The sequence below is a fragment of the Aquimarina gracilis genome (assembly GCF_035285365.1).
In the GTDB taxonomy this organism is placed as follows: Bacteria; Bacteroidota; Bacteroidia; order Flavobacteriales; family Flavobacteriaceae; genus Aquimarina; species Aquimarina gracilis.
The window spans coordinates 215,484-236,600 of record NZ_JAYKLX010000002.1; the positions used below are offsets into that span (position 1 = coordinate 215,484).

15 protein-coding genes are annotated in these 21,117 nt (G+C 34.2%); 7 read left to right on the forward strand and 8 right to left on the reverse strand.

Translation table 11 applies throughout. The features are described from left to right. Positions 1 to 73 precede the first annotated feature (73 nt). Both U6A24_RS03910 and U6A24_RS03915 read left to right on the forward strand, forming a co-directional pair. Entirely contained in the window at positions 74 to 1,297 is a 1,224-nt protein-coding gene (locus U6A24_RS03910) for an MDR family MFS transporter (RefSeq protein ID WP_324178632.1), read from the forward strand. 10 nt (positions 1,298 to 1,307) lie between these two features. After that, positions 1,308 to 2,054 (forward strand): DJ-1/PfpI family protein, encoded by a 747-nt coding sequence (locus tag U6A24_RS03915; RefSeq protein WP_324178633.1) that lies wholly within the window; start codon positions 1,308 to 1,310, stop codon positions 2,052 to 2,054. A 668-nt stretch (positions 2,055 to 2,722) separates the two neighbouring features. Here the strand turns inward: U6A24_RS03915 and U6A24_RS03920 are convergent. Together U6A24_RS03920 and U6A24_RS03925 are read right to left on the reverse strand one after the other, a co-directional pair. Next, complete coding sequence (locus U6A24_RS03920; protein WP_324178634.1) at positions 2,723 to 3,976, reverse strand: hypothetical protein; 1,254 nt, start codon at positions 3,974 to 3,976, stop codon at positions 2,723 to 2,725. Positions 3,977 to 4,345: 369 nt separating this feature from the next. Continuing rightward, entirely contained in the window at positions 4,346 to 4,810 is a 465-nt protein-coding gene (locus tag U6A24_RS03925) for an Lrp/AsnC family transcriptional regulator (protein WP_324178635.1), read from the reverse strand. A 125-nt stretch (positions 4,811 to 4,935) separates the two neighbouring features. Between U6A24_RS03925 and U6A24_RS03930 the strand changes: the two genes are divergently transcribed. Further along, positions 4,936 to 5,319 carry a hypothetical protein gene (locus U6A24_RS03930; RefSeq protein ID WP_324178636.1) on the forward strand — a complete coding sequence of 128 codons (384 nt, stop codon included), beginning with the start codon at positions 4,936 to 4,938 and terminating at the stop codon, positions 5,317 to 5,319. 4 nt (positions 5,320 to 5,323) lie between these two features. Here U6A24_RS03930 and U6A24_RS03935 read toward each other — a convergent pair whose 3' ends face one another. From U6A24_RS03935 to U6A24_RS03950, 4 genes are all read right to left on the reverse strand, one after another. Then, positions 5,324 to 6,508 carry a hypothetical protein gene (locus U6A24_RS03935; RefSeq protein ID WP_324178637.1) on the reverse strand — a complete coding sequence of 395 codons (1,185 nt, stop codon included), beginning with the start codon at positions 6,506 to 6,508 and terminating at the stop codon, positions 5,324 to 5,326. After that, complete coding sequence (locus U6A24_RS03940) at positions 6,505 to 7,833, reverse strand: amidohydrolase family protein (protein WP_324178638.1); 1,329 nt, start codon at positions 7,831 to 7,833, stop codon at positions 6,505 to 6,507. The genes U6A24_RS03935 and U6A24_RS03940 overlap by 4 nt, the downstream gene beginning before the upstream one ends. A gap of 68 nt (positions 7,834 to 7,901) precedes the next feature. Further along, positions 7,902 to 9,404 carry an alanine/glycine:cation symporter family protein gene (locus tag U6A24_RS03945; RefSeq protein WP_324178639.1) on the reverse strand — a complete coding sequence of 501 codons (1,503 nt, stop codon included), beginning with the start codon at positions 9,402 to 9,404 and terminating at the stop codon, positions 7,902 to 7,904. Between the two features lie 93 nt (positions 9,405 to 9,497). Beyond that, complete coding sequence (locus tag U6A24_RS03950) at positions 9,498 to 10,616, reverse strand: sigma factor-like helix-turn-helix DNA-binding protein (RefSeq protein WP_324178640.1); 1,119 nt, start codon at positions 10,614 to 10,616, stop codon at positions 9,498 to 9,500. Positions 10,617 to 10,829: 213 nt separating this feature from the next. Between U6A24_RS03950 and U6A24_RS03955 the strand changes: the two genes are divergently transcribed. The 4 genes from U6A24_RS03955 to U6A24_RS03970 all read left to right on the forward strand — a co-directional run bounded on the left by U6A24_RS03955 (position 10,830) and on the right by U6A24_RS03970 (position 18,582). Beyond that, on the forward strand, positions 10,830 to 14,243 hold the full coding sequence (locus tag U6A24_RS03955; protein WP_324178641.1) for a hypothetical protein: 3,414 nt from the start codon (positions 10,830 to 10,832) through the stop codon (positions 14,241 to 14,243). A 187-nt stretch (positions 14,244 to 14,430) separates the two neighbouring features. Further along, the gene (locus U6A24_RS03960) at positions 14,431 to 16,209 is read left to right on the forward strand and encodes a hypothetical protein (protein ID WP_324178642.1); all 1,779 of its coding nucleotides are present in this window, start codon (positions 14,431 to 14,433) and stop codon (positions 16,207 to 16,209) included. Between the two features lie 285 nt (positions 16,210 to 16,494). Then, positions 16,495 to 16,872 carry a hypothetical protein gene (locus U6A24_RS03965; protein WP_324178643.1) on the forward strand — a complete coding sequence of 126 codons (378 nt, stop codon included), beginning with the start codon at positions 16,495 to 16,497 and terminating at the stop codon, positions 16,870 to 16,872. A 165-nt stretch (positions 16,873 to 17,037) separates the two neighbouring features. After that, a complete protein-coding gene (locus U6A24_RS03970; protein WP_324178644.1) occupies positions 17,038 to 18,582 on the forward strand; it encodes a metallophosphoesterase family protein in 1,545 nt (514 codons plus the stop codon). A 95-nt stretch (positions 18,583 to 18,677) separates the two neighbouring features. Here U6A24_RS03970 and U6A24_RS03975 read toward each other — a convergent pair whose 3' ends face one another. After that, the gene (locus tag U6A24_RS03975) at positions 18,678 to 19,424 is read right to left on the reverse strand and encodes a LytR/AlgR family response regulator transcription factor (protein ID WP_324178645.1); all 747 of its coding nucleotides are present in this window, start codon (positions 19,422 to 19,424) and stop codon (positions 18,678 to 18,680) included. Positions 19,425 to 19,431: 7 nt separating this feature from the next. Continuing rightward, positions 19,432 to 20,967, reverse strand: coding sequence for a tetratricopeptide repeat-containing sensor histidine kinase (locus U6A24_RS03980; protein ID WP_324178646.1), 1,536 nt, complete (start codon positions 20,965 to 20,967; stop codon positions 19,432 to 19,434). Positions 20,968 to 21,117 lie beyond the last annotated feature (150 nt).

A 21,117-nucleotide genomic window follows, 5' to 3' on the forward strand; every position in this document is an offset into this window, starting at 1 on the left:
AATTGTATCCAAATAATGCATAAAAACCTACTTTTACCAACTATTTACTTGAATCAACACAAATTTTAATCTCTTGTTTAGAATTTTACTTCATTATATCAACTCATTTTCCGGGTTATCAAAAGAAGTATGGTGGCTTGCTCTTATTACTCTAATTAATAGAGCCGGAGCCATGGTAATTCCTTTTTTATCCCTCTATCTTACTGATAATCGCAGCTTTTCATTAGAACAAGTCGGATGGATCATGACGAGTTTCGGTCTGGGCTCTTTTTTTGGAGCTTGGTTGGGAGGTAAATTAAGCGACCAAATAGGATATTACAAAGTAATTCTAGGTTCATTAATCCTTACCGGAACCTCATTTTTAATCGTTCAATATTTCTCTAGTTTTTGGAGTATCTGTATAAGTTTCTTTATTCTTATCGCTATTGCCGATGCTGCCAGACCAGCATTTTTTGTAGCGCTTAGTGCCTATAGCAAACCAGAAAACAAAACTAGATCGCTCACCTTCATTAGATTAGCCATTAATCTTGGATTTTCGGCCGGACCAGCGTTAGGAGGAATAATTATTGCAACTATTGGTTATCATGGATTGTTCTGGATTGATGGTATTACCTGTATAATAGCTGGCTTGGTGATGATACAGACACTACATCCAAAAAAGGCAAGAGAACTAGACAAAGAGGTTATTATCGATAATCCCACTCCTGCTTATCAAGATGGCATTTATATATTTTTTTTAATCGCACTTGTGTTATTCGGCTTTGTTTTTGTGCAGTATTTCTCGACAATGCCATTATATTATAAAGAAGTACATCATCTTTCTGAGGAAAAAATCGGTTTGCTACTTGCATTCAATGGAATTTTGATCTTTTTATTTGAAATGCCGCTAATTGCTTATCTTGAAAAAACAAGTATTTCAAAGCTAGGCAATGTAATCAATGGCTTTATTCTTACTGGGATTAGTTTTATACTTTTATTGATAACCCCATGGTCGGGAGTTTTAATTATTGGAATGGCCATAGCCACTTTAGGAGAAATGGTAGCCTTTCCTTTTGGAAATGCATTTGCGCTAGAGAGATCCAAAAAAGGAAAACAAGGTGCGTATATGGGTTTATATAGTATGTCATTTTCTGCTGCACATATTTTTGGACATAATTCAGGAATGCAACTTATCGATAATTTTGGATATGACAATAGTTGGATTGTTATGTCACTAATTTCGAGCATAGGCATAGGATTACTCTTATTTGTAAAGAAAAAACTTAAGCAAGAAAAATATACACTTTTAAAAGATTAAAATACTACACATGAAAAAATTAATTTATCTACTTAGTCTAATATTTTTGTTTGGTTGTACTGAAACCAAAAAAGAGATTAAATCAAACTTTGAACAAGTTGAAGTTAAAAAAAAGGAGTTTCCTAAATTAGCCCCTAATCGATATAATGTTGCCTTTTTAATTATGGATGGAACTTATAATACCGAGTTTACGGCTCCATATGATATTTTTCAACATACACAATATCGTAAAAATATAAAACAGATGAATGTTTTTACAGTAGCCAATACAGATGATCCAATCACTACATTCGAAGGTGTGAAGATTATTCCCGATTTTAACTATATAAAAGATTCAATCCCTCAAATTGATATTTTGGTAGTCCCGAGTGCAGAACACCATTTGGATACCGACCTTGATGATAAAACCATGATTGATTTTGTAAAGAATGTCGACAAAAAAGCCATGTACATGACTTCGCATTGTGATGGAGCTTTTGTACTTGCAAAAGCAGGTATTCTTGACAAAAAGGTTTCTACTACTTTCCCAAGTGACATTGATAAAATGAAAGAGATGTTTCCTGAATTAGATATTAGAAAAGAGGTTTTGTTTGTTCATGACGGAAAATACATAACCTCTGCCGGTGGAGCCAAAAGTTTTGAAGCCGCTTTATATTTATGCGAATATCTTTATGGAAAAGAAATAGCCAAGTCCCTTGCAGGTGGACTAGTAATAGACTGGAACCTTGAAAACGTTCCACATTTGATCATTAAATAATTTTATAAAACAAAAAGTGCCTGCTTTACTGGCAGACACTTCTATTTGTAGGGCAAATTACGCACTCTCTTTAGCTTCAAGATTCGGGGTCTTTTAGACTAATGTCCTCACACCTAATTTGTCCCTGACGTATTCCAAACTAATATTTTAAATCGTATCGTCATACAGTTTAAAATGTTAGTTTTGGGCGATACATCAAGTATTTTTTAAGATGTAATAAATGTAATGCAAAAATATTGTAAAACCAAAAAATAAAACGATAAAAAACATAAATAATCGATGAAATACACAAAAATTGCATTTTTTCAATAAAATAAGGCTCGCAGAAAAAGTTTGCCAATAACAACCACTACCTGGTAAAAAATAAAAAAAAGCATTCCTTTGGGGCCAGAATGCTTTTGATTTTTTAGGGCAAATTACGTACTCTCTTTAGCTTCAAGATTTGGGGTCTTTTTGACTAATGTCCTCACACCTAATTTGTCCCTGATGTATTCCAAACTAATATTCTAAATCCGTATCGTCACACAGTATAAAATGTTAGTTTTGGGCGATACACCAAGTATTTTTAAGATGAAGTAAATTTAATGTAAAATAATTGTAAAACCAAAAATAATAACGATAAAAAACATAAATAATCGACGAAATACACAAAATTTAACATTTTCATTTTATTTTGAAAAGAAATACCTAGAAGATCCCAAATGTTTTTTAATCAAATTGTTATATTCTTTGGTTATTCTTAAGGGTAAAGTTCCTTCAATATTATAAAGCGCATCCAGGTCTTTAAAATCATTTTCGAGTAATTTCTCTAAATAAAACAATGCGGTTTCATAATCCATATCTTGAGTACTTAAAGAAATTATTGAAAAATAAGAGTTATAATCTTTCTTATCTACTATAGTACTAAGTATATTCAGAAAGATCTTTTTTTCAAAATCTTTAGGTTTATGAGATAGTTTAGTTTTATAATCGTTTATAGAGTGCTTAAGAAACCCTTTCACTCGATGTACCATATCCTTGGCATATTTCTCTTTTTTCACTAAGATGCTATCAAGTTCAGACATTTGGTAATGCCACCAACCCAGGTTTTCATATTTCTTTTCTACCATATCCTCTTCAAGTAAGAACACGTATGTCTGCCTGTAGTAACTTTCTTTGTTTACATATTTTGTATATAACCTCTTCTCTTTTCTATATCCTTTTTTTCTTTTGATTTGTTTTTCTTTTTCTCTCAAATCGTTTGTATCAAAAAACAAATGATATTTGTTTCTTATCCTTTTTACTTCTTCAAGAGCATACAGAAATTTCCCCTTTCTTAATTCTATTTCAACTTGTTTTAGTTCTTTTTGAAACAAGTTTTCAACCCAAACAGAGTCCCTGGGCATTCTACCTTTTAACATTCCTTGCAGTGTAAATGTTGAAAGCGGCTTTTTTAAAAGTTTTGGATAGGGATATTCTGAAGGGCCTTCATAACTTAAGATATCTGCTTCTACTCCCCTTCTTTTAAGGTAGGCTGCGTTTCGTTGAAAATCCCTTAATCTATGATTATTAGTATTTAGAACACCAAAATAAGAGAAGTTTTTTCCCATTTTTATCCGGGAATCATAGTAATGACTATCTCCAATTGTAATAACCCCAAACACTTTGTTTCTATAAAACACAGGTAACAAACTCATTAACCTGGCATCTTCATCTATTCCTGTAACGTATACTCTACCTTGTTGAATTGGGAAAAGTGAAAAAATATGATCCATAAAAACCGGAAGATATTTTGTCTTTTCTTCTAGAGATTGATCTTCTAGAAAATTACTTACTGCAATTATGTATCCAAATTCTTCGGCAGCCTCTCGATACAACCTTGTTATATTACTGGCCCTTCCTTTGGAGTCAAAACCAAATAAAACCGGCCAACTTTTATTCATGTCAAAATTTCTAGGCAAATAAACACTATAAAAATGATCATCAGATTGAGAAACTCGTAACGAGTCTATAACAATTCCTTTTTTAAGGGCTAACTCATTTTGGCTATACCCAAAAAAGTGTAAAAAAAGAAAAGTTATAACAAAATATCGGTAAAGAAAAACTACGTGCACGATAGACTTAATTTATTTATAGTTGTATCAAAAAACGCACCATATTCACTATAGTATAAAGGTAAAAAAAAACATCTGAACAAATTCAGATGTTTTTTATCTATCCCTTGTACTATCTTTAGTTTCCCAAACTAATGTCCTCACACAAGATGTAGATTATCCCTTACTTATATAGTAACAAATCTTATGCCAAAAAAATCATAACTCCAGGTCATTCAAACCTATCTGATCGATTATTGGGTTGTTTTCTATCAAATTAGAAAGAATGATATGTGTTTTAACTTCTCCGTAGGTAATTAATCTATCTATAAAACCTTGTAAATGTATCTGATCTCGCAGCACGACTTCCATAATGATATTTTCGTTTCCGGTAATTCTATAACAATTAAGCACCTCATTAAACTCTTTTACCTTTAACATAAAGGGTTTTAATCTTCCCATAAAAGCTCGTAGTGTGATTATCGCCTTTAATTGATATCCTGTCTTTGTATATGAAACCTCTGCCTTATACCCTTCTAAAACTCCATAATCTTCCATTTTTTTTATTCTTTCGGCCACAGCTGGCGAACTTAACCCTACTTTTCTTCCTATTTCTGCATTGGATAACCTTGCGTTTTGTTGCAGACATTGCAAAATCTCCCAATTTGTGGTATCGATCTTCATTTCTCTTGGTTTTTAAATCAAAAATAAGATTTATAATTAATAATTAAATCAAAAACTGCTATCTGCTTTAAATTCAAAACAAAAATTACCTAAAATAGCATTATTTTTGGAAGACCAAAATTGTTATGAGGAAACGACCCAGAAATACCCGATTATATCAAAAAGCACTTGAAATATTTACGCTTTCGAGAAGTATTTCGAACTACTTGATTCATGATATGACCTCATTACAAGATAATGGAGAAGAAGACTCTCACATCTATTTTACTGGTGATATCATTAGGCAATCTGATGCTCTGGCTCCAAGAATTATTAAGGCCGAAAATCAAACATTTCAAGATGACCGTATAAAGCAGGCTAATTCTTTAATACACATCACCAATAAACTCTACAAAAATTGCGAACGTCTTGAACAAACAGAAAGTAATGGAAAAGAGTTTCTGGCATTGCTGCGCAAAGAACTTAAAAAGTTTAAGCATCTTCAGCACACCTGGATTATGACGCTGTAAAGAATTATTTAAATCTAGGGTAAACAATCTTACAAATATCTCTGCAAAGTTGTTTTTGTTTGTCAGAGGATTGGTGCAGGTTAGGATTAGTTCTTGAAAAAGCCATTGCAAAAATTTTATATCGAAGTCTAGTAACCATTTTGTTCATTTCCTGATCTTCTGTCTTCTTTAACTTATCAAGTTCTTTTCTCCACCAATTAAGATCACTATTATCGGGATTGGGATAATCCTCATTAAAACGCTCATAAAACATCTTGGTCAATTTGTCTTCCTTGTCAAAAGCTTTAGATATTGATTTTAATGAAGTTTTATATTCTTTACTTTTCAATATTTTTTTAAGCTTGGAACCAATACTATCTAATTGTAAAATAGTACCATAAGTCGTGAGAATACGTTCATAATTTTCTACTGCCTTGATATGTTTATTGTTAGTTTCTGCGGCATATGCAAATTCATAATTTTTTACATAGCTTTTTACAATTTCTGTCTGGGTTTTGGTTGCTATCCCTTTCAAGTGAGACTGTATTTCTAGCCAGTCAAATGCTCTTGTAATTTGTTCTGATGGTGGCCATTTATGGTCTCCCGGATATATAAACAGGGTATTTGAAAAATTAAATTTCTGTAAATACCCTTTTGCCCGAATCATTTCGGTATAATTCATATCTTGATCTCCACAAATACCGGCATATGAAAACTTTTGGATAGAGGGTCTGTGGGATGGTTCTAAAGAGAATCCCGCTCCACATGCTATAACACCTGCTATCTGATTTGTTAATACCGCTATTGCGGAAGCTAATCGTGATCCTCCTGAAAATCCGGCCAAAAACACCAAGTCTTTTTCAATATTAAAATTGGCAAGTGCATATTTGAATAATCTATTAGCAATATCAAAACTTTTAGCATAGGGTCCATTGCGCGAATTATTTGAGCAAATTAATATGTGTCCATGCTTTTCTGAAGCTTCAATAAATGGTTTAATGCCAATTTTTCCTCTTGCTGCAGGTTCAAAAATAAACACAACAGGAGAAAGCTTTGAAGGCTCAAAAGAGGTTGGCAGATATAATGCAAATGTCTCTTTACTATTTACTTCAATTGGTATTGAATCCACAATCTTTCCTTTTTCAAAATTAGGTTGTGAATTCCCCAGAATGCCAACATGTAGTATAACAATAACTATTAACAGTCTCATTTATATCTTTTTCCGTGTTTTATAACAATATTTACATTTTGTAAAATGCTTACATGTCTTAATACATCACCTTTTACCGCAATAATATCGGCATATTTACCTTCGGTAACCGTTCCAACCTCATCTGCTACGCCCATCCATAAGGAAGGCCAATACGTCGCCGCTCGAATTGCATACATAGGATCAATTCCGAACTCGTTTACCCAAACATCTAATTCGTTCCAGGTAGATTGGCTATGAAATTTCATGGGGATACCGCTATCCGTTCCAATCATTAAAACAACTCCAGCATCCATTAATTGTTCTATTTTGGTTTGCAATGTTGGTTTCCTGATTGGGGTTAATTGAAAATAGGGTAATCGATCCTTATGTTTAAAACTATTTTTTATATCTGCTACAATGGTATCGTGTAGCCCCCGGTGCCAAGAATCATTATCCAGATGTTCTCCATTATCCCTTACATATTCATAATTATACAACCCTTCAACTGTAGGGCACCAGTACAAAGGGCCAAGATTCATTTGTGCCGTGCGCTCCCGAATGGCCTGTATCACATCATCTGGATATCGAGGAGCAGAAGATAAACCTGTATGCTCAAAACAATCTACTCCTGCTTTAAGTCCCATTCTAATTTCTTGTGGCCTGTGCCCATGGGCGACTACTTTTAAATCATATTCATGAGCGGTGTCCACAACGGCTTGTAACTCATCATTGGTCATTTGATCCTGGTCTATAAGTTTAACGCAGTCGACCCCAGCATTAGCTAATTTTTTGATTTTTTTTCTAGCATCTTCTGCCCCATTTATCCCCCATCTAAAAGCTTCTGTACCAGGATAAGGTTTCTTTTGAATAAAAGGCCCAGACACATATAATGTAGCGCCAGGAATTTCACCTTTATTAATACGATCTCTTACAGAGATACTTTCCTTAAGAGGTCCTCCCAAATCACGAGCGCTAGTAACTCCCGCCATTAACAATTGTTCTGCCGAAGCCGGCATAATTACATTTTCTAATAATGGGGGATACGTTTTATCCCAATATGAATAATCTGCATGACCATTAATCATAGTATGCACATGCATATCCCAAAGTCCCGGTAGTACTGACATTCCCTCGGTAGAAATTACTTCTGCATCTTTTGGAATATTTAATGTTTTAGTCGTACCTACTGCTTTTATTTTTTCCCCTTCAATAATAATTACACTATTCTGAATAGGCTTCGACCCATAACCATCAATTAAAGTGCCACCTACCAAAACTTTTATTTGGTTTTGTTGGGCAAAAGAAAATGTAGTAATGAGTAATCCCAGGAGTAATTTTCGCATGATGTTTGTGTTTCTTTAAATATAAAAAAAATCGAAAAAACATCTACAATTTAACCTATTTCTAACTATTACATTATTTTTGAAATGTTTGATTTATATTTTTTTAACTCCTTCATCACCCTTGGGCTTAGCATAAACAATCCAATCATATTTGGAACCATCATAGCAAAAACCATAGCATCACTAAAATCTGTTACTGCATTTAACGTAGCTGCAGCCCCTATAACTGTAAAGCAACAAAAAATGAACTTATATACATACTCGGTTCGTTTACCTCTTCCAAATAAATAGCTCCATGCCTGATATCCATAATAAGACCAGGAAATCATAGAAGAAAAGGCAAATAAAATAACAGCGATAGTGAGAAGATAAGGAAACCATGAAATACCACTTTCTAGTGCCGATGATGTTAACAAAACTCCTTGTTCCGAGTTAATTTCTATACCGGTATTAATCTGACCTGTAATTATTAACACCAAGGCGGTCATAGTGCATACCACTACAGTATCTATAAAAGGTTCTAATAAAGCAACTAGCCCTTCACTTGCCGGGAATTTGGTTTTTACCGCACTATGCGCAATAGAAGAACTCCCTATTCCTGCTTCATTGCTAAATGCCCCTCGTCTAAAACCTTGAATCAACACCCCAATAATACCACCAACAACACCTTCAGGATGAAATACTCCATCCCATATAGTTTGGATTGCCTCGGGAATTTTGGGCCAATTGATTATCAAAATACTTAAGACTGCCAAAATGTAAATAACTACCATAACAGGAACCACTTTATCAGTAACACTAGCTATTTTTTTTATCCCGCCTATAATGACTACTCCTACCATTATTGCCATAACCACTCCAAAAACCCATCCTTGACCATACAATAACGAATTTTGTGAAAGAACAACATGTTCAAATAGCTTGAATGCCTGATTTGCCTGAAACATATTTCCTCCACCAAAAGAACCCCCAATACACATTATAGAAAAGATTATAGCAAGTACTTTTCCTAATTTACCCAACCCCTTTTCCTGCAACCCTTTTTGTAGATAATACATTGGTCCGCCGTATACTTTACCTTTTGTATCAATCTCTCGGTATGCAACACCCAATGTACACTCTACAAATTTTGAAGACATTCCCAACAACCCAATGAGAATCATCCAAAATGTGGCTCCCGGGCCTCCTATAGATAATGCAATAGCAACTCCAGCAATGTTACCTAGTCCCACTGTTGCTGAAACGGCCGTAGTTAATGCCTGAAAATGACTTACCTCTCCATGAGCAGAATTTTCCCCTTTTTTTTCTTCAGAATGGTTTTCTAAAACATCAAATTTTCCACGAATTACCTGTATGGCAGTATAAAAACTTCTTATATTAATAAATCTGAAATAGATTGTAAAATATGTAGCACCACCTAGCAAGATTAATAATACCCACGGAATACCAACAGATTTTGTAATTGGTATTTGTGCTAATATAGCATCTACAAACCAGCTTGTGGCATTTCCAAAAGCTTCATTAATTTGTTCATCAAAACTTTGTTCCGAAATAAGAGAAGAAAATATCATTATTAAATTTTCTTGCCAAATTGCCAGAAAAATGGTTGCGATAAAAGGTTACGTAGTGCTCAAATTTCAATGATTAAGTGGTTAACCATGCGGTTAAGCATCATCTTTTAGTGAAGTATATTTGAGGAAATTATTTGCTTTTGCAAATTTTATTAATTGTTCTTTTCCACTTGATCCACTTATGTTAAGCATCTTTTTGATTTGATGAATATGGGTTTGAAACCCGTCAACACTGATGTGCATCTCCTTAGCAATTTCGGTATAGGATTTATCATCTCCATAATGCGCCAAATACCCTAAAACTTCTTTTTGTCGTTCTGAAAACTCAATTTTAGCCGTCTCTTTTAGTACTTTCAAATTTCTTTTCAATGATTTTATGGTATCCAAATGGCTTTCATTGGCCAATTCCAATTGCTCAATAGCCTTATTCAATTTAGTATTTTGAACTTCCAGTTTTTGAGCAAGATTTTGTTGTTGTTCTTTTTCTGAAAGGAATTTCCAACTATATAATAGAATTGAAAACAGTAAAATGAAAAGAAATTTGAAAGAGATTGCCGTTATACTTCCTAAAACACTCCAGAATTGCTGGTCAATAAATTGTAAAACTTTATCCTGAGGAATAATTCTATGCGACACGGCTACAATTATCAAAACAAATAACACCAAAGTCGGTAAGTACATAAATTTCATCTGTCTTCCTTTAAAAGCCTTGTTTAACTCAAACAATAATGAAATTGCCACCAAAATCGAAATAGGTATATCTATAAGCCAAATGAAGTTATTACTTATTTCTTCGTTTCCATATGAAGAAGCAATAAAAACGAAAGCTATCATCCCCAAAACCCCACAATACACACCCACAAATTCTCTAATACTAAATCGTTGCACCAACCGGACTAAAATCCCAGGCTTTTGTTGATGTTCTATTGATGGAAGTGATAAGATTATAAACAAAGAGTTAGCAAGAGAAACGAGAACACCAAAGTAAATCAAAATTTTATTGGTAGCCGGCCATTTTAACCAGGTAACCAATACCAGGTTGACTAAAGCTCCTAGCCCCCAAACAAATATTGCTAATCCAAACCATTTGATTCCTTCAATAGCATTTTGATCAGCTCCTCGAAGCTTTTCTTTACTAAAAATACGCTGAATCACCACAGCTGAAATTAAACAAACGATAGCGGTGACTGTATATTCAATAGTTATAAACACAAAGTATTCCTTTTTCTTTAAAGATAAAGAAACTCTTATTAATGAAATAAAAGAATTCTAAGATTCATTTTTTTACTAAAAATATTCTATGATTAAATTTTAAACGCTTATACCCTTTTTTTTCTCGCTAAGGGATTTTTCTACCTATCGAGAATATTCAGGACATAACTTTATATAGCAAACGATACTATTCACACTATAAAAATTTTTGTCATGAATATTACATACTCTACAGAACTCATGAGAAATTACAAACAATCTGAAGTAATTTCTCCACAAAAAAAATTTCAGGCTCTACAAACCGACTTAGGAGAGGCTCTACTATTTTCTATCGGTACAGATGGAGTATTTTATCTAATACAACAAAGCTCTGGACAAGATGCCACAGGATGGCAAGAGGTTGATTTAAGCGGAAACTTATCCAAACTTTTATTATCAAACGCTACAGTCAAAGATTTTGCTGTAGCCGAGAATCCATCAAACGGAAAAATAGATTTGATGGTTGTGATTACCGCCGACAATAAAGACACTTTATATATTTCTCTAGGACACTCTAATAAACAAGGAAGTATTACTTCAGACATTGTCTGGACCGTAATGCCGTATGATGATCCTTCTCATAAAGGTATTTCTCCAAATATTGCAGATATCTTCATTTCTAACAGTTCTTTGGGAGAATATCTTGTTGTTGACATATCAGAATCTTCATTTACACCTCCAAGCAATTTTTTGAAACGCTATTACATAGATCCAAAAAAAACAACTGGGACATATTGGAATCCAATGGTGATTGGTGGGGATCTGGATCCAGGAGTACAAACACGTATCGGACGTAAGACCGGTCAGCGAGTGGATGGAACCTATACATTGGGAAGTATAGGTGGCGTTGAAGAACTTTTATACGCACCACTATACAATCCTTTTGACAGATCTGCACCGCCTACTATTACCAGATTAAAAATGCCAAAAGGCGCTTCGGCCATTGCCGTTGCCGATACAGGTGATGGTACTACAGATTTATTCGTTTCTGCTAATACAGAATTGTATCTATTCCCTGCAGATAAACAAGAAGACAATGCTACTGGGACAAAAGTGTATTCTAGTGAACTTTTTCAGGATGCGGTAGAACTACATGCGTTCAAATCAAATTCAGAATATATTATTTGGGGACTTAATAGGGCAGATCAGGTTTTTTATACCTCCTGTAAAATTGCTGATATATTAGATCCAACAAAATGGAGTTTGCCTTTACCTATTATTACAAATGTTACAAAGATATCTGCTTTTATCAATAAAGATGATGACGCGAATACCATTTTTTCTTCGGCTAATAATGTTGTGAATATTAGTGTTAAATCTCCTACTACCAGTATATGGAATACACAAAAGATACATTTGGCTGCACCTCCTTCTGCTAAGGCCGACTCTTTCAGTTCTTATACAACACGAGTACAATTAAATGACGGAAAAAATAACCCTCTTGCCAATACCGAGGTATTGGTTGCTGCCAGTTCGCCTATACCTGTTTATATCAATCATATTTATTATAACGTCAATGCAACCCCAATTCCTGTAACCAGCGATAATCTAGGCAGCATTACGATTGTTGAGGCTATTGGAGGATTAGACAGCACAACGATAACTATATCACAAAAGGGAGGTGCCTCTGTGACCATCAACCCTATGAAGAACCCTATAGAAAAAAGTGTATCATTAGACACAAAAGAAAAACTAAAAAATGCGGTAATAAAAAATCCAGATGGAACAACTAAGCCACTCATTAGTACAAGTATTTCTGATGCAGATTTAGAAAGTGTTGCTTCTGCAAACAAAAATTTAGCAAGTGCATACACTAGCGTTACGACCAACCTGGCTAAACGGGTAATGCTAAGTGAAACCACTATTCCAGTTCTACAAATGTCATCAGGTGAAACAGTAAGTACCATTGCCACTGATATTGGCGACATCTTTAATTGGTTAAAATCTGGTATTGAACATACCATAGAAATTGTTAAAGATGAAATAACCGGAATTTGGCATTTTATTGTAAAAATTGCTGGAGAATTCTATCGTGGTGTTCTTGACACAATCGAGGCTGTCGCAGGAGCTGTACGTTGGGTGTATAACATCATTAAAGTCGCCATTGAAGATTTATTAAAATTCTTGGAGTTCTTGTTCGAGTGGAAAGATATTACACGCACCAAAGAAGTTTTAAAAAATCTTTTGAAAAACTATTTGCAGCATGAAGCAGATCAAATAGAGGTAGTAAAAGAAGAAATCAATGAACAAATCAATAAATTAGTTAGTACTATCAATGGGTGGGCAGGAATTGATGATTGGAACGGTCTTGGTGCTGCAGCTTCTTCTCCAACTAATTCTAGTTCTACACCAAATAAAAACAGTAGTGCGCCAGGTAATCTATTATCATTTCATACCACTAATAATGCTCAGAATATCGTTCAAAAGAACTCTAATGGGCCTTTAAACCCAGGAACTTCGCTTATCGATACCCTTATTGAAGCTTTAAAAAAAGAGAGTGTTGTTATCGATGCTGTATTTGATCAATTAAAAACGTTGAGTACTGAATATGACAAACTAGATCTTGGTACCATTCTCAAACGTATCATTGCTATTATAGCTGATGGAGTTTTAGAAAGTGCTGAAGTCGTGATCGATGCAATGCTCGATATCGTTTATGAATTGATCAACGCGGTGTTGGATGCTTTAGATACAGATATTTATATTCCTGTAGTTAGTGATATCCTAAAAGATTTTGGAATACCGAGCCTTTCTTTTCTAGACTTATTTTGCTGGGTGAGTGCCGTGCCCGTAACTCTTGCCTATAAAATTGCCGAAGGAGCGGCTCCTTTTCCAGATAATAATACCACAACGTTCCTTAAAACAGCCAAAACATGGAAAAGTATTGAAGAGGCCTTTGCTAAAGGTCAAAACTTGCGAAGCACAAATAAAGATTTAATAACCATTCCTGATAGCGCTAAAACAGCAATATTTGTTTCTGGTCATGCAGCATCTGGTTTCTTTACTTTAATGTCCTGTTTTATTTCGACATTCGAAGCAGAGGCTGAAACAGGAGAAAATCCTTTCTCAATACCTTCAGCAATCCTTGGTGTACTAGCAGCCGGAACTAATGGAATCGCAGGTGTTTTGGTTCCTAAAGCACCCGTCAAAAATACTATTGTAAGCTGGGTTAGTAAGGCAACGACAGCCTCGGTTATATTAGCCAAACTCATATTCAGTGGACCGGCACAAAAAAAATTCGGTGCAGCTAGCGGTACGATGAAAATCTTAAAAGCGGCAGATGGTCGCGCTACGGGCGCCATTGTTAATAGTATTTTGGTGATTCCCGCCTTGGCATGTACTTGCTGGCATTTTTATGAACTAGCACAACAACCGGCAAGCAGTACACGTAGCGCAGCGATTATTGATGAAACTGCTAATCTTACTTCTTATATCAGTAGAATAAGCTATGCAGTAGCTGTGAATGATCCGGACCCTGAGACTAAGCAAATTCCGATTGCAGTTATGGTTGTAGCTAACGTTGCCACTTCAGGATTGCAAACAGCCGAAGCTATTGTGGGTGCTCCCAACGAAATGGAAATGGTTTGATCTCATATTAAGAAAGTTCAATCCGGAAACCTGGCTGGTTTTCGATAATTAGTCAGGTTTAATTTTATAAAAAGTTGAGTTATTCTGATGGTTCTATCTGATGTCTATACACTCTATCCTAATCATAAACTATAACGTAACATCACCCCTAATAATAAACAAAATATTAATTCTTAAAATTTAAAAAATGAGTTACACAAAATCTTATTTATCCGATCCGCATTATGGGTATGATATGGTAACAGCGGTTACACAAACTTCAGTAAATGCTACCATGATGGAATGGCTATCCTCATACAAAGGGGAGCTTTTCACCCGCGCCTATGTTTATGACCCAAGTACTAAGTTACCGGTATTAACTGATTATAGTGCCTTGGTAAAAAAACTAGGTTTTGACCCTTTTACGATTCCGGCCGATACTCCGGATACCGATCCAAAAATAAAGGCATTAATACAGGAAAAATTTATGTTTGCCTTTCAAATTAAAATTGGGCTTCCTAATTTTCCATTAGACAAAATACCACCTATAGTTGAGCTAAATCAACAAGGATCTACAGTAACCTATAATATGGTATGCGAGACCTTTAAGATAATCGACTTACAAGCCAACATGTATGGTAGCAGTAACTGGATCAATCTGGATCAATCAACGGCAGATGCCCCATGGCAAATTCAATTTAATGTAGATTTAGATCTTATTAAAGACAGTGTAACTAATAAATTCCATCTATTACCTAAAAAAATACAAGACGAAATCAAAAATTTAGGTGAGAATTTGTTTAGTGTACAACAATTATATTTTGATCTTAATACCGCAGCTTTAAGTAGCTCTTTTAAGGTTGTTGGCCTAAATCCAACTTCGCAAGCCTTTGTTTATTTATCTACTGTCTTCTTGGGTTCTTATGTTAGAGAAGTAGCAAAAGATGGGGGTATAATGCTCGGTTTTGGTGTAGTTTCAAACACCCCTTTTCCCAAAAATGTATCCTTGGTGCCTACCGATCTTAATTTCGTAGTTTCTTCTTACAAAGATAGCTCTGGAAAAGGAACCACAGATTTTGATGCGTATACATTGAATTATCTTATTATGGCTAACGACAATACGATGCCTCCGGCGGTGCCTTTTGCCTGGAATTGGGTAGAAAAGAATAATCTAAGCAAGTTTGCAGGCTCTGTTGCGATCAATCGAAATGTTTTTGCTGATTTTTTGAATAATCTAATATCTCCGTCACTTGGTATAATTACAAAAGAACCAACAGTTTCATTCCATGTGAATTTAATCAAAGCCAATGTTACTACTGGTTTTAAGTCCACGCAAGGTCCTTATAAATATAAATTGATGCCAACAGGAGGCTCTCATGTATTATCCTATAGCTATACAAAGGAGGCTTCTGATAGCGATACCTTTGTACCTAATTGGGGGAATTATAGTGTGAAATATACCGCAACGTCAGATATTTACCTTGAGGGAACTCAAATTAAAAATGTCACCAAGCTCAATGCACATTGCCACCTTAATATAGACGGAGGTGTAACCGAAGGAAACTGGGCACAGTACACTTTGACTACACATTACAATATAGGTGTTAATGCACAAGGACAAATTAGTGTAACCATGGCACAAGATCCGTTAAAAGACACTTCAGAAAAACCAAATCCCGGAGCTTGGGCAAAATTTATAAGCTTAGGAACTATTGACAACATGGTAAGTGAAATCCAAGGGTATCTAAAAAATTGGCTTAGCGGGTATATCAATAACGAATCCGGAACCATACAAAATATGCTTAATGGATCTAATACTTGGGTGTTTCCTGGCAGTAAAACTTTTACTTTTCAGGATGCTGAGTTTTCAGATCATCAGGATATGATTGCACATGTGCTGTATGCAGATCCTACTGGTCAAGGAGTGCAAATGATAAAAACTCAACAGGATCCGGAACCAGAATTAGAAGCAGATTTTTATCAATAGTAAAATTCGAAACAGATCTAATATATTCTTAAAAGTTAATGATTGTTTTTGTGTCGTAATTCTATTTCAATAAAAGACCGTCTTAGAACATTCAAATCTCGATTATCGATTACTATTAACTCTAGAATGTATATTATTTATTGGTTATAACATTTTCTATAGCCTATATATCCATCCGATACTTTCTCAAAAGAGAAAATATATTTCGATTCTTTTGGGAAAGGTCGGTTTGGAATTCATACCACTGCTTTCGTAAGAAAGTGTATTCATCTTAAAAATTAGCTTATGTTAGAATATTTCAATTGTCATGTTACTATTGTTAACAAGACAGCTTTTTCGTTATCGTTAAAGTCAACACCAGTAAACACTCATGGAGATTATAAGCCGAAGCCACCTAAAATTATTCCTGCAGGTACAACTGTGAAATTTTCGTTGATACATACCAACTGGTCTCCTTTTGGTACAGATGGATCTTGTCAATACCAATGTAATGACGGAAAAACCAATCCAGTATTAAAGTTTTCATATAGTTGCCCTTCAGGAAATGGCTTAAATGCTACTGATGTAAAGATATTATCCGGATCTGGTATTCAAACATTGATGATACCTAATCCGTTACCACAGTCAGGTCATCCTGTACATGTTCAATTCACTATTAGTTAGTCCCTATTCTATATTTCTATCTTAAAATAATAATAAGATTTAGAACTATGAAGCATTAAAGATTTATACGTCAAATCTTTTGGTTAAGAAAAGAAATAACTGCATTAGGACTAAAAAAACAGTATTAGTGATACATAAATCAATCTTAAACTTAAAAAACATCTTATGAAACGCATTAAAATTCCGCCATATATACGATCCGGTAATCCATTCATGTCTAGGTGGCAATCTGCAGTTGCTACTGTTGCTCGAGACCAAATAAAGGAAAGTAATCCCGATATCGATCCCGAAAAATTGAAAAGTCTGGTTGCGAACCATCCTATGGTGCTTGGAACTAATCTACATGTAAATGAGTTTGAAAACAACGGACGCGATCTAAGGCCAGAACACATACAAAGTTATTTACCAAACAGTGAAAAAAAAGCAGAAATACATCCTATAGTTCATGCGTATCTTTCTCAAGAACATTTCAAAAAAACATTAGAACTTGCTAATGATCCAGAAGGGTTTCAACTAAAAAGTGCTACTGCACCTTTGATAGGAACTCCAATAGAATTTCCAGACAGCGATTATGCATATCTACAATGGGCCAAATGTGCTGTAATTTGGGGAAAAGATGGCAATCCTATCCCAGGTCCTTACATTGATATTGATGATCACGGGGGGGCAAGCAGCAACTTTGGAGTAGTAACCATTCCAGCAAATTCAAAAATAGCAATTTTAGGAGATTTCGGAACAGGGCTCAACGATGCTACAACTATGCTAATCGCCCTGCTAGAACAATTAGATCCTGATATTATCATCCATTTGGGAGATATTTATTACTCTGGTACAAAAGATGAATGTAAAACCTATGTAGATACTTTTAATACTGCATTTAAGAAAGCTGGAAAAAAAGTGCCTGTTTTTTCGGTACCCGGAAATCATGAATATTATGCAGGAGGTTGGGGCTTTTTTGAATCGGTAGTTCCTATGAATAAAAATAATGGTTTTACAGAACTAAACCAGGAGGCTAGTTTTTTTGCTTTACAAACCGATGACAAAAATTGGCAATTCTTGGGTATGGATACCGGATATAATTCTGTACATAATTTCAATATAGCTCATCCTACACAGGTAAATGCAAGCTATGCTCCCTGGCTTACTTTTTCTGAGGCCTCTTGGCATCAAAATAAGCTAGAAACTTTTACAGGAAAGACTGTATTACTCTCTCACCACCAGTTATTCTCTAGTCATTCTATAATTAATGATGGCAAGGGAGTAACTTATAAAAGTGGCACTGATAAGAAAAGTTTAGAATATCTAAATCATAATTTATTAGCAGTATTTCAGCCTTATTTTGCTAAAGTCGCCGCCTGGTTTTGGGGTCATGAACATGTATTAAATATTTTTGAAGATAATCAGTTAGGTTTGGCAAAAGGTCGACTTGTAGGAAACAGCGGTTATGAAGAATGGAAAGGTGAAGATCCTTATAAACCAACAGGCTCTTCGTATAAAGACCATACTCCACCTGCTGAGTTAGGTAGTTCTCCTGTAAGCTGGAGTGGTAGTAATTTTGATTTTTTAAACCATGGCTTTACCATGATTACACTTAATGGATCAAATGCCAAAGCAGATTATTATCAATATCCTGTATATGCACCCAGTGCTTCTATACCTAGCAACCCTCCTAAACTGATACCTTTTCCTTTTAGCGACCCAAAATTGTAGTTTCGAGGAGAAAAAGTATGTTTTAAAAAACCCTCCATTTTTAAATATGATATAAGCCTGAATTTTTATGTTAAGAACTCAGGCTTATTCATTTTTTATCTGAAAATAGTATTATTTCCTTTAAGGAAAAAAGCTTTATATCGTTCACTAAAGGGAATTTTTTCATTGGTATCCATGATTATGAGATTATCCTCAAAATAGATTTCTTTAATTTTTTTAAGATTTACCAAAAAATTTCGGTGAACTTGTTTGAACTCAGGTTTTGCCAAAGTCTCCTTGGTTTTTGTAAGCGATAATTTGATTTGATATTGGTCTTGGTCACAAATCAGATTACAATATTTATCCTTTACCTCTATATAGTGAATGGAATCTATTTCAACTTTTACCACACTCTTTCCTTTCTTTATAAATAGAAAGTTTGGACTAAGTATTGCATTTTTTTGAGTAAAACTTATGGTATTTGCCTGTTCATAATATGTTTCTATAGCGAGTTCTATGGAAAAGAGGAGTTCCAGGTTATTGTAAGGTTTCAACAGATAGCTAAAAGGTTTGGATTCTTTTGCCTGATCAAAAATTGATTTACTCTGTATATTGGTTAGAAACAAAAAGGGTGCGCTTATTCCTTTACTCTTTAATTGTTGTGCAAACGTAATGCCTTCTGGCTTTCCATTGATCATGATGTCTAAAATAATTACATCAAAAAAGTGGTTTTCTATTTCTATTTCAGCTTCTTCTAAACTTTTAACATGAGTTACTTTGTAATCATGGTTATGTAAAAACGATACAGTTTCTCTCGCTTCTTCTTGCTGGTCTTCTAAAAGTAATACTTGTAACTGTTTCATAATTTATCTATGCACTTACCCAAGGTAATAATACTTTTATTTTTGTTCCTTTATTTAGTTCACTTTCTATGAGTAGACTTCCTTTATTTTTTTTAATCAATGTTTGACAGAGTAATAATCCCAGCCCAACACCTTTTGATCTATCTATTTTATCGATAGTAATATCGCGCAAAGCATTAATTTTAAGCAATCTTTCTTCTGGAATTCCAATACCGGTATCGGCAATTTCGATATAACATTGGTTATTAGCCACTATTCCTGTTTTTACTGTTATGGTTCCTTTTTCTTCTGTATACTTTATCGCATTATCAAACAAGTTTCGAAGAATAATTTTTAAAGACTCTTTATCAACGTTTACTAAAATCTCATTATCCAACTCGGACAATAATGTGATTTCCTTAGTTTCTATTATGCCTTCAAAATTGATTAGCGTTTGTTCTACCAGTTGTTGTAATGGGTACGTACCCTGTTCAAAAAGTAACTGATTATTTTGTTCTAAAGACCAATGAAGTACATTATTCAATAAATGAAACGTATCTTCTGTGATTTCAATTGCAGTATTTGCGGTATTTTGCATTCCCAACATATCCTCATTTTCAATTTGAACCATCAATTTATTATGAACCTTTTTTAAGGTATTTATTGGAGAACGTAAATCGTGGGAAACTACAGAAAATAAATAATCTTTGGTCTTATTAGCTATTTCTAATTCTTCTCTTTGGGTAATAATTAATTTATTTTTTTTAATCAGTTTTTTATAAAAATACCCAAGAAATCCAATAAAAATAAGCAACCCAGAAGCCCCTATAACCAAACCTTTGCGTTGTATATTTTGTCGTTTTAACTTTTCATTTTGTAGTGCAATTTCTTGTTGTTTTCTGGCAATCGCCAACTGTTTATCACGTTCTGTTAATTCCCAAATTTTATCGGCGTTCCAAATCGAATCCTTCCATTTGTTGTATTCTATATAATAATCTACGCTTTCTTTAAAATTCTCCCTGTTTTTCTCTACAACAGCCAAGTTTTTTGACGTATTTTGTTTCAATTCAATATTTGAAAAGGATTTTGCCAGTTGATACGCTTCAACAAAAAGAGGTATTGCTGTTTCATCAAGGTATTGATTATAGTATACATTAGCCAGCTCCATTTTATTTGTAATGATTTCTAGAGTATCAGTATCGTTAACTAATTTCAATTCTTTGTCAAAATATTTTTTAGCATTTTTATAGTCCTTTTTATGTAAATAGGACAGCCCAAGATTATGATATCCATTTTTTTTTAAGACTTTGTTAGTGCTTAGACTACTATCTTCCCATTTTAAATAATATGAAATAGCTTCATCGTAGTTTTCCATCATAAGATGAAGCTGTCCTAATTTCAGGTTCTTTAAATTTTTAAAATCCGGTGAATTAGATATGGCATGAAAGTTTTGAAGTGCTTTTTTTAAAAACTTTTTTTTGATAGCACTCACCCCTTGAATATAATTCAAAACATCTTGTTCTTCTCTTGAAGAAACTTCTGCAAATGCTTTATTACTATACACGTAACATGAATCAAAATCTTTCTTAAGATAAAAACTAAAGGCCTTACAAAGTGTTTTCTTTGTTTTCGTTGTACATATTCTCTCTCCCTTTTTATAAAGCCTTTGTATATCGGTCTCTGGTGGTACTTGGGATAAAACTTTATTAATAGT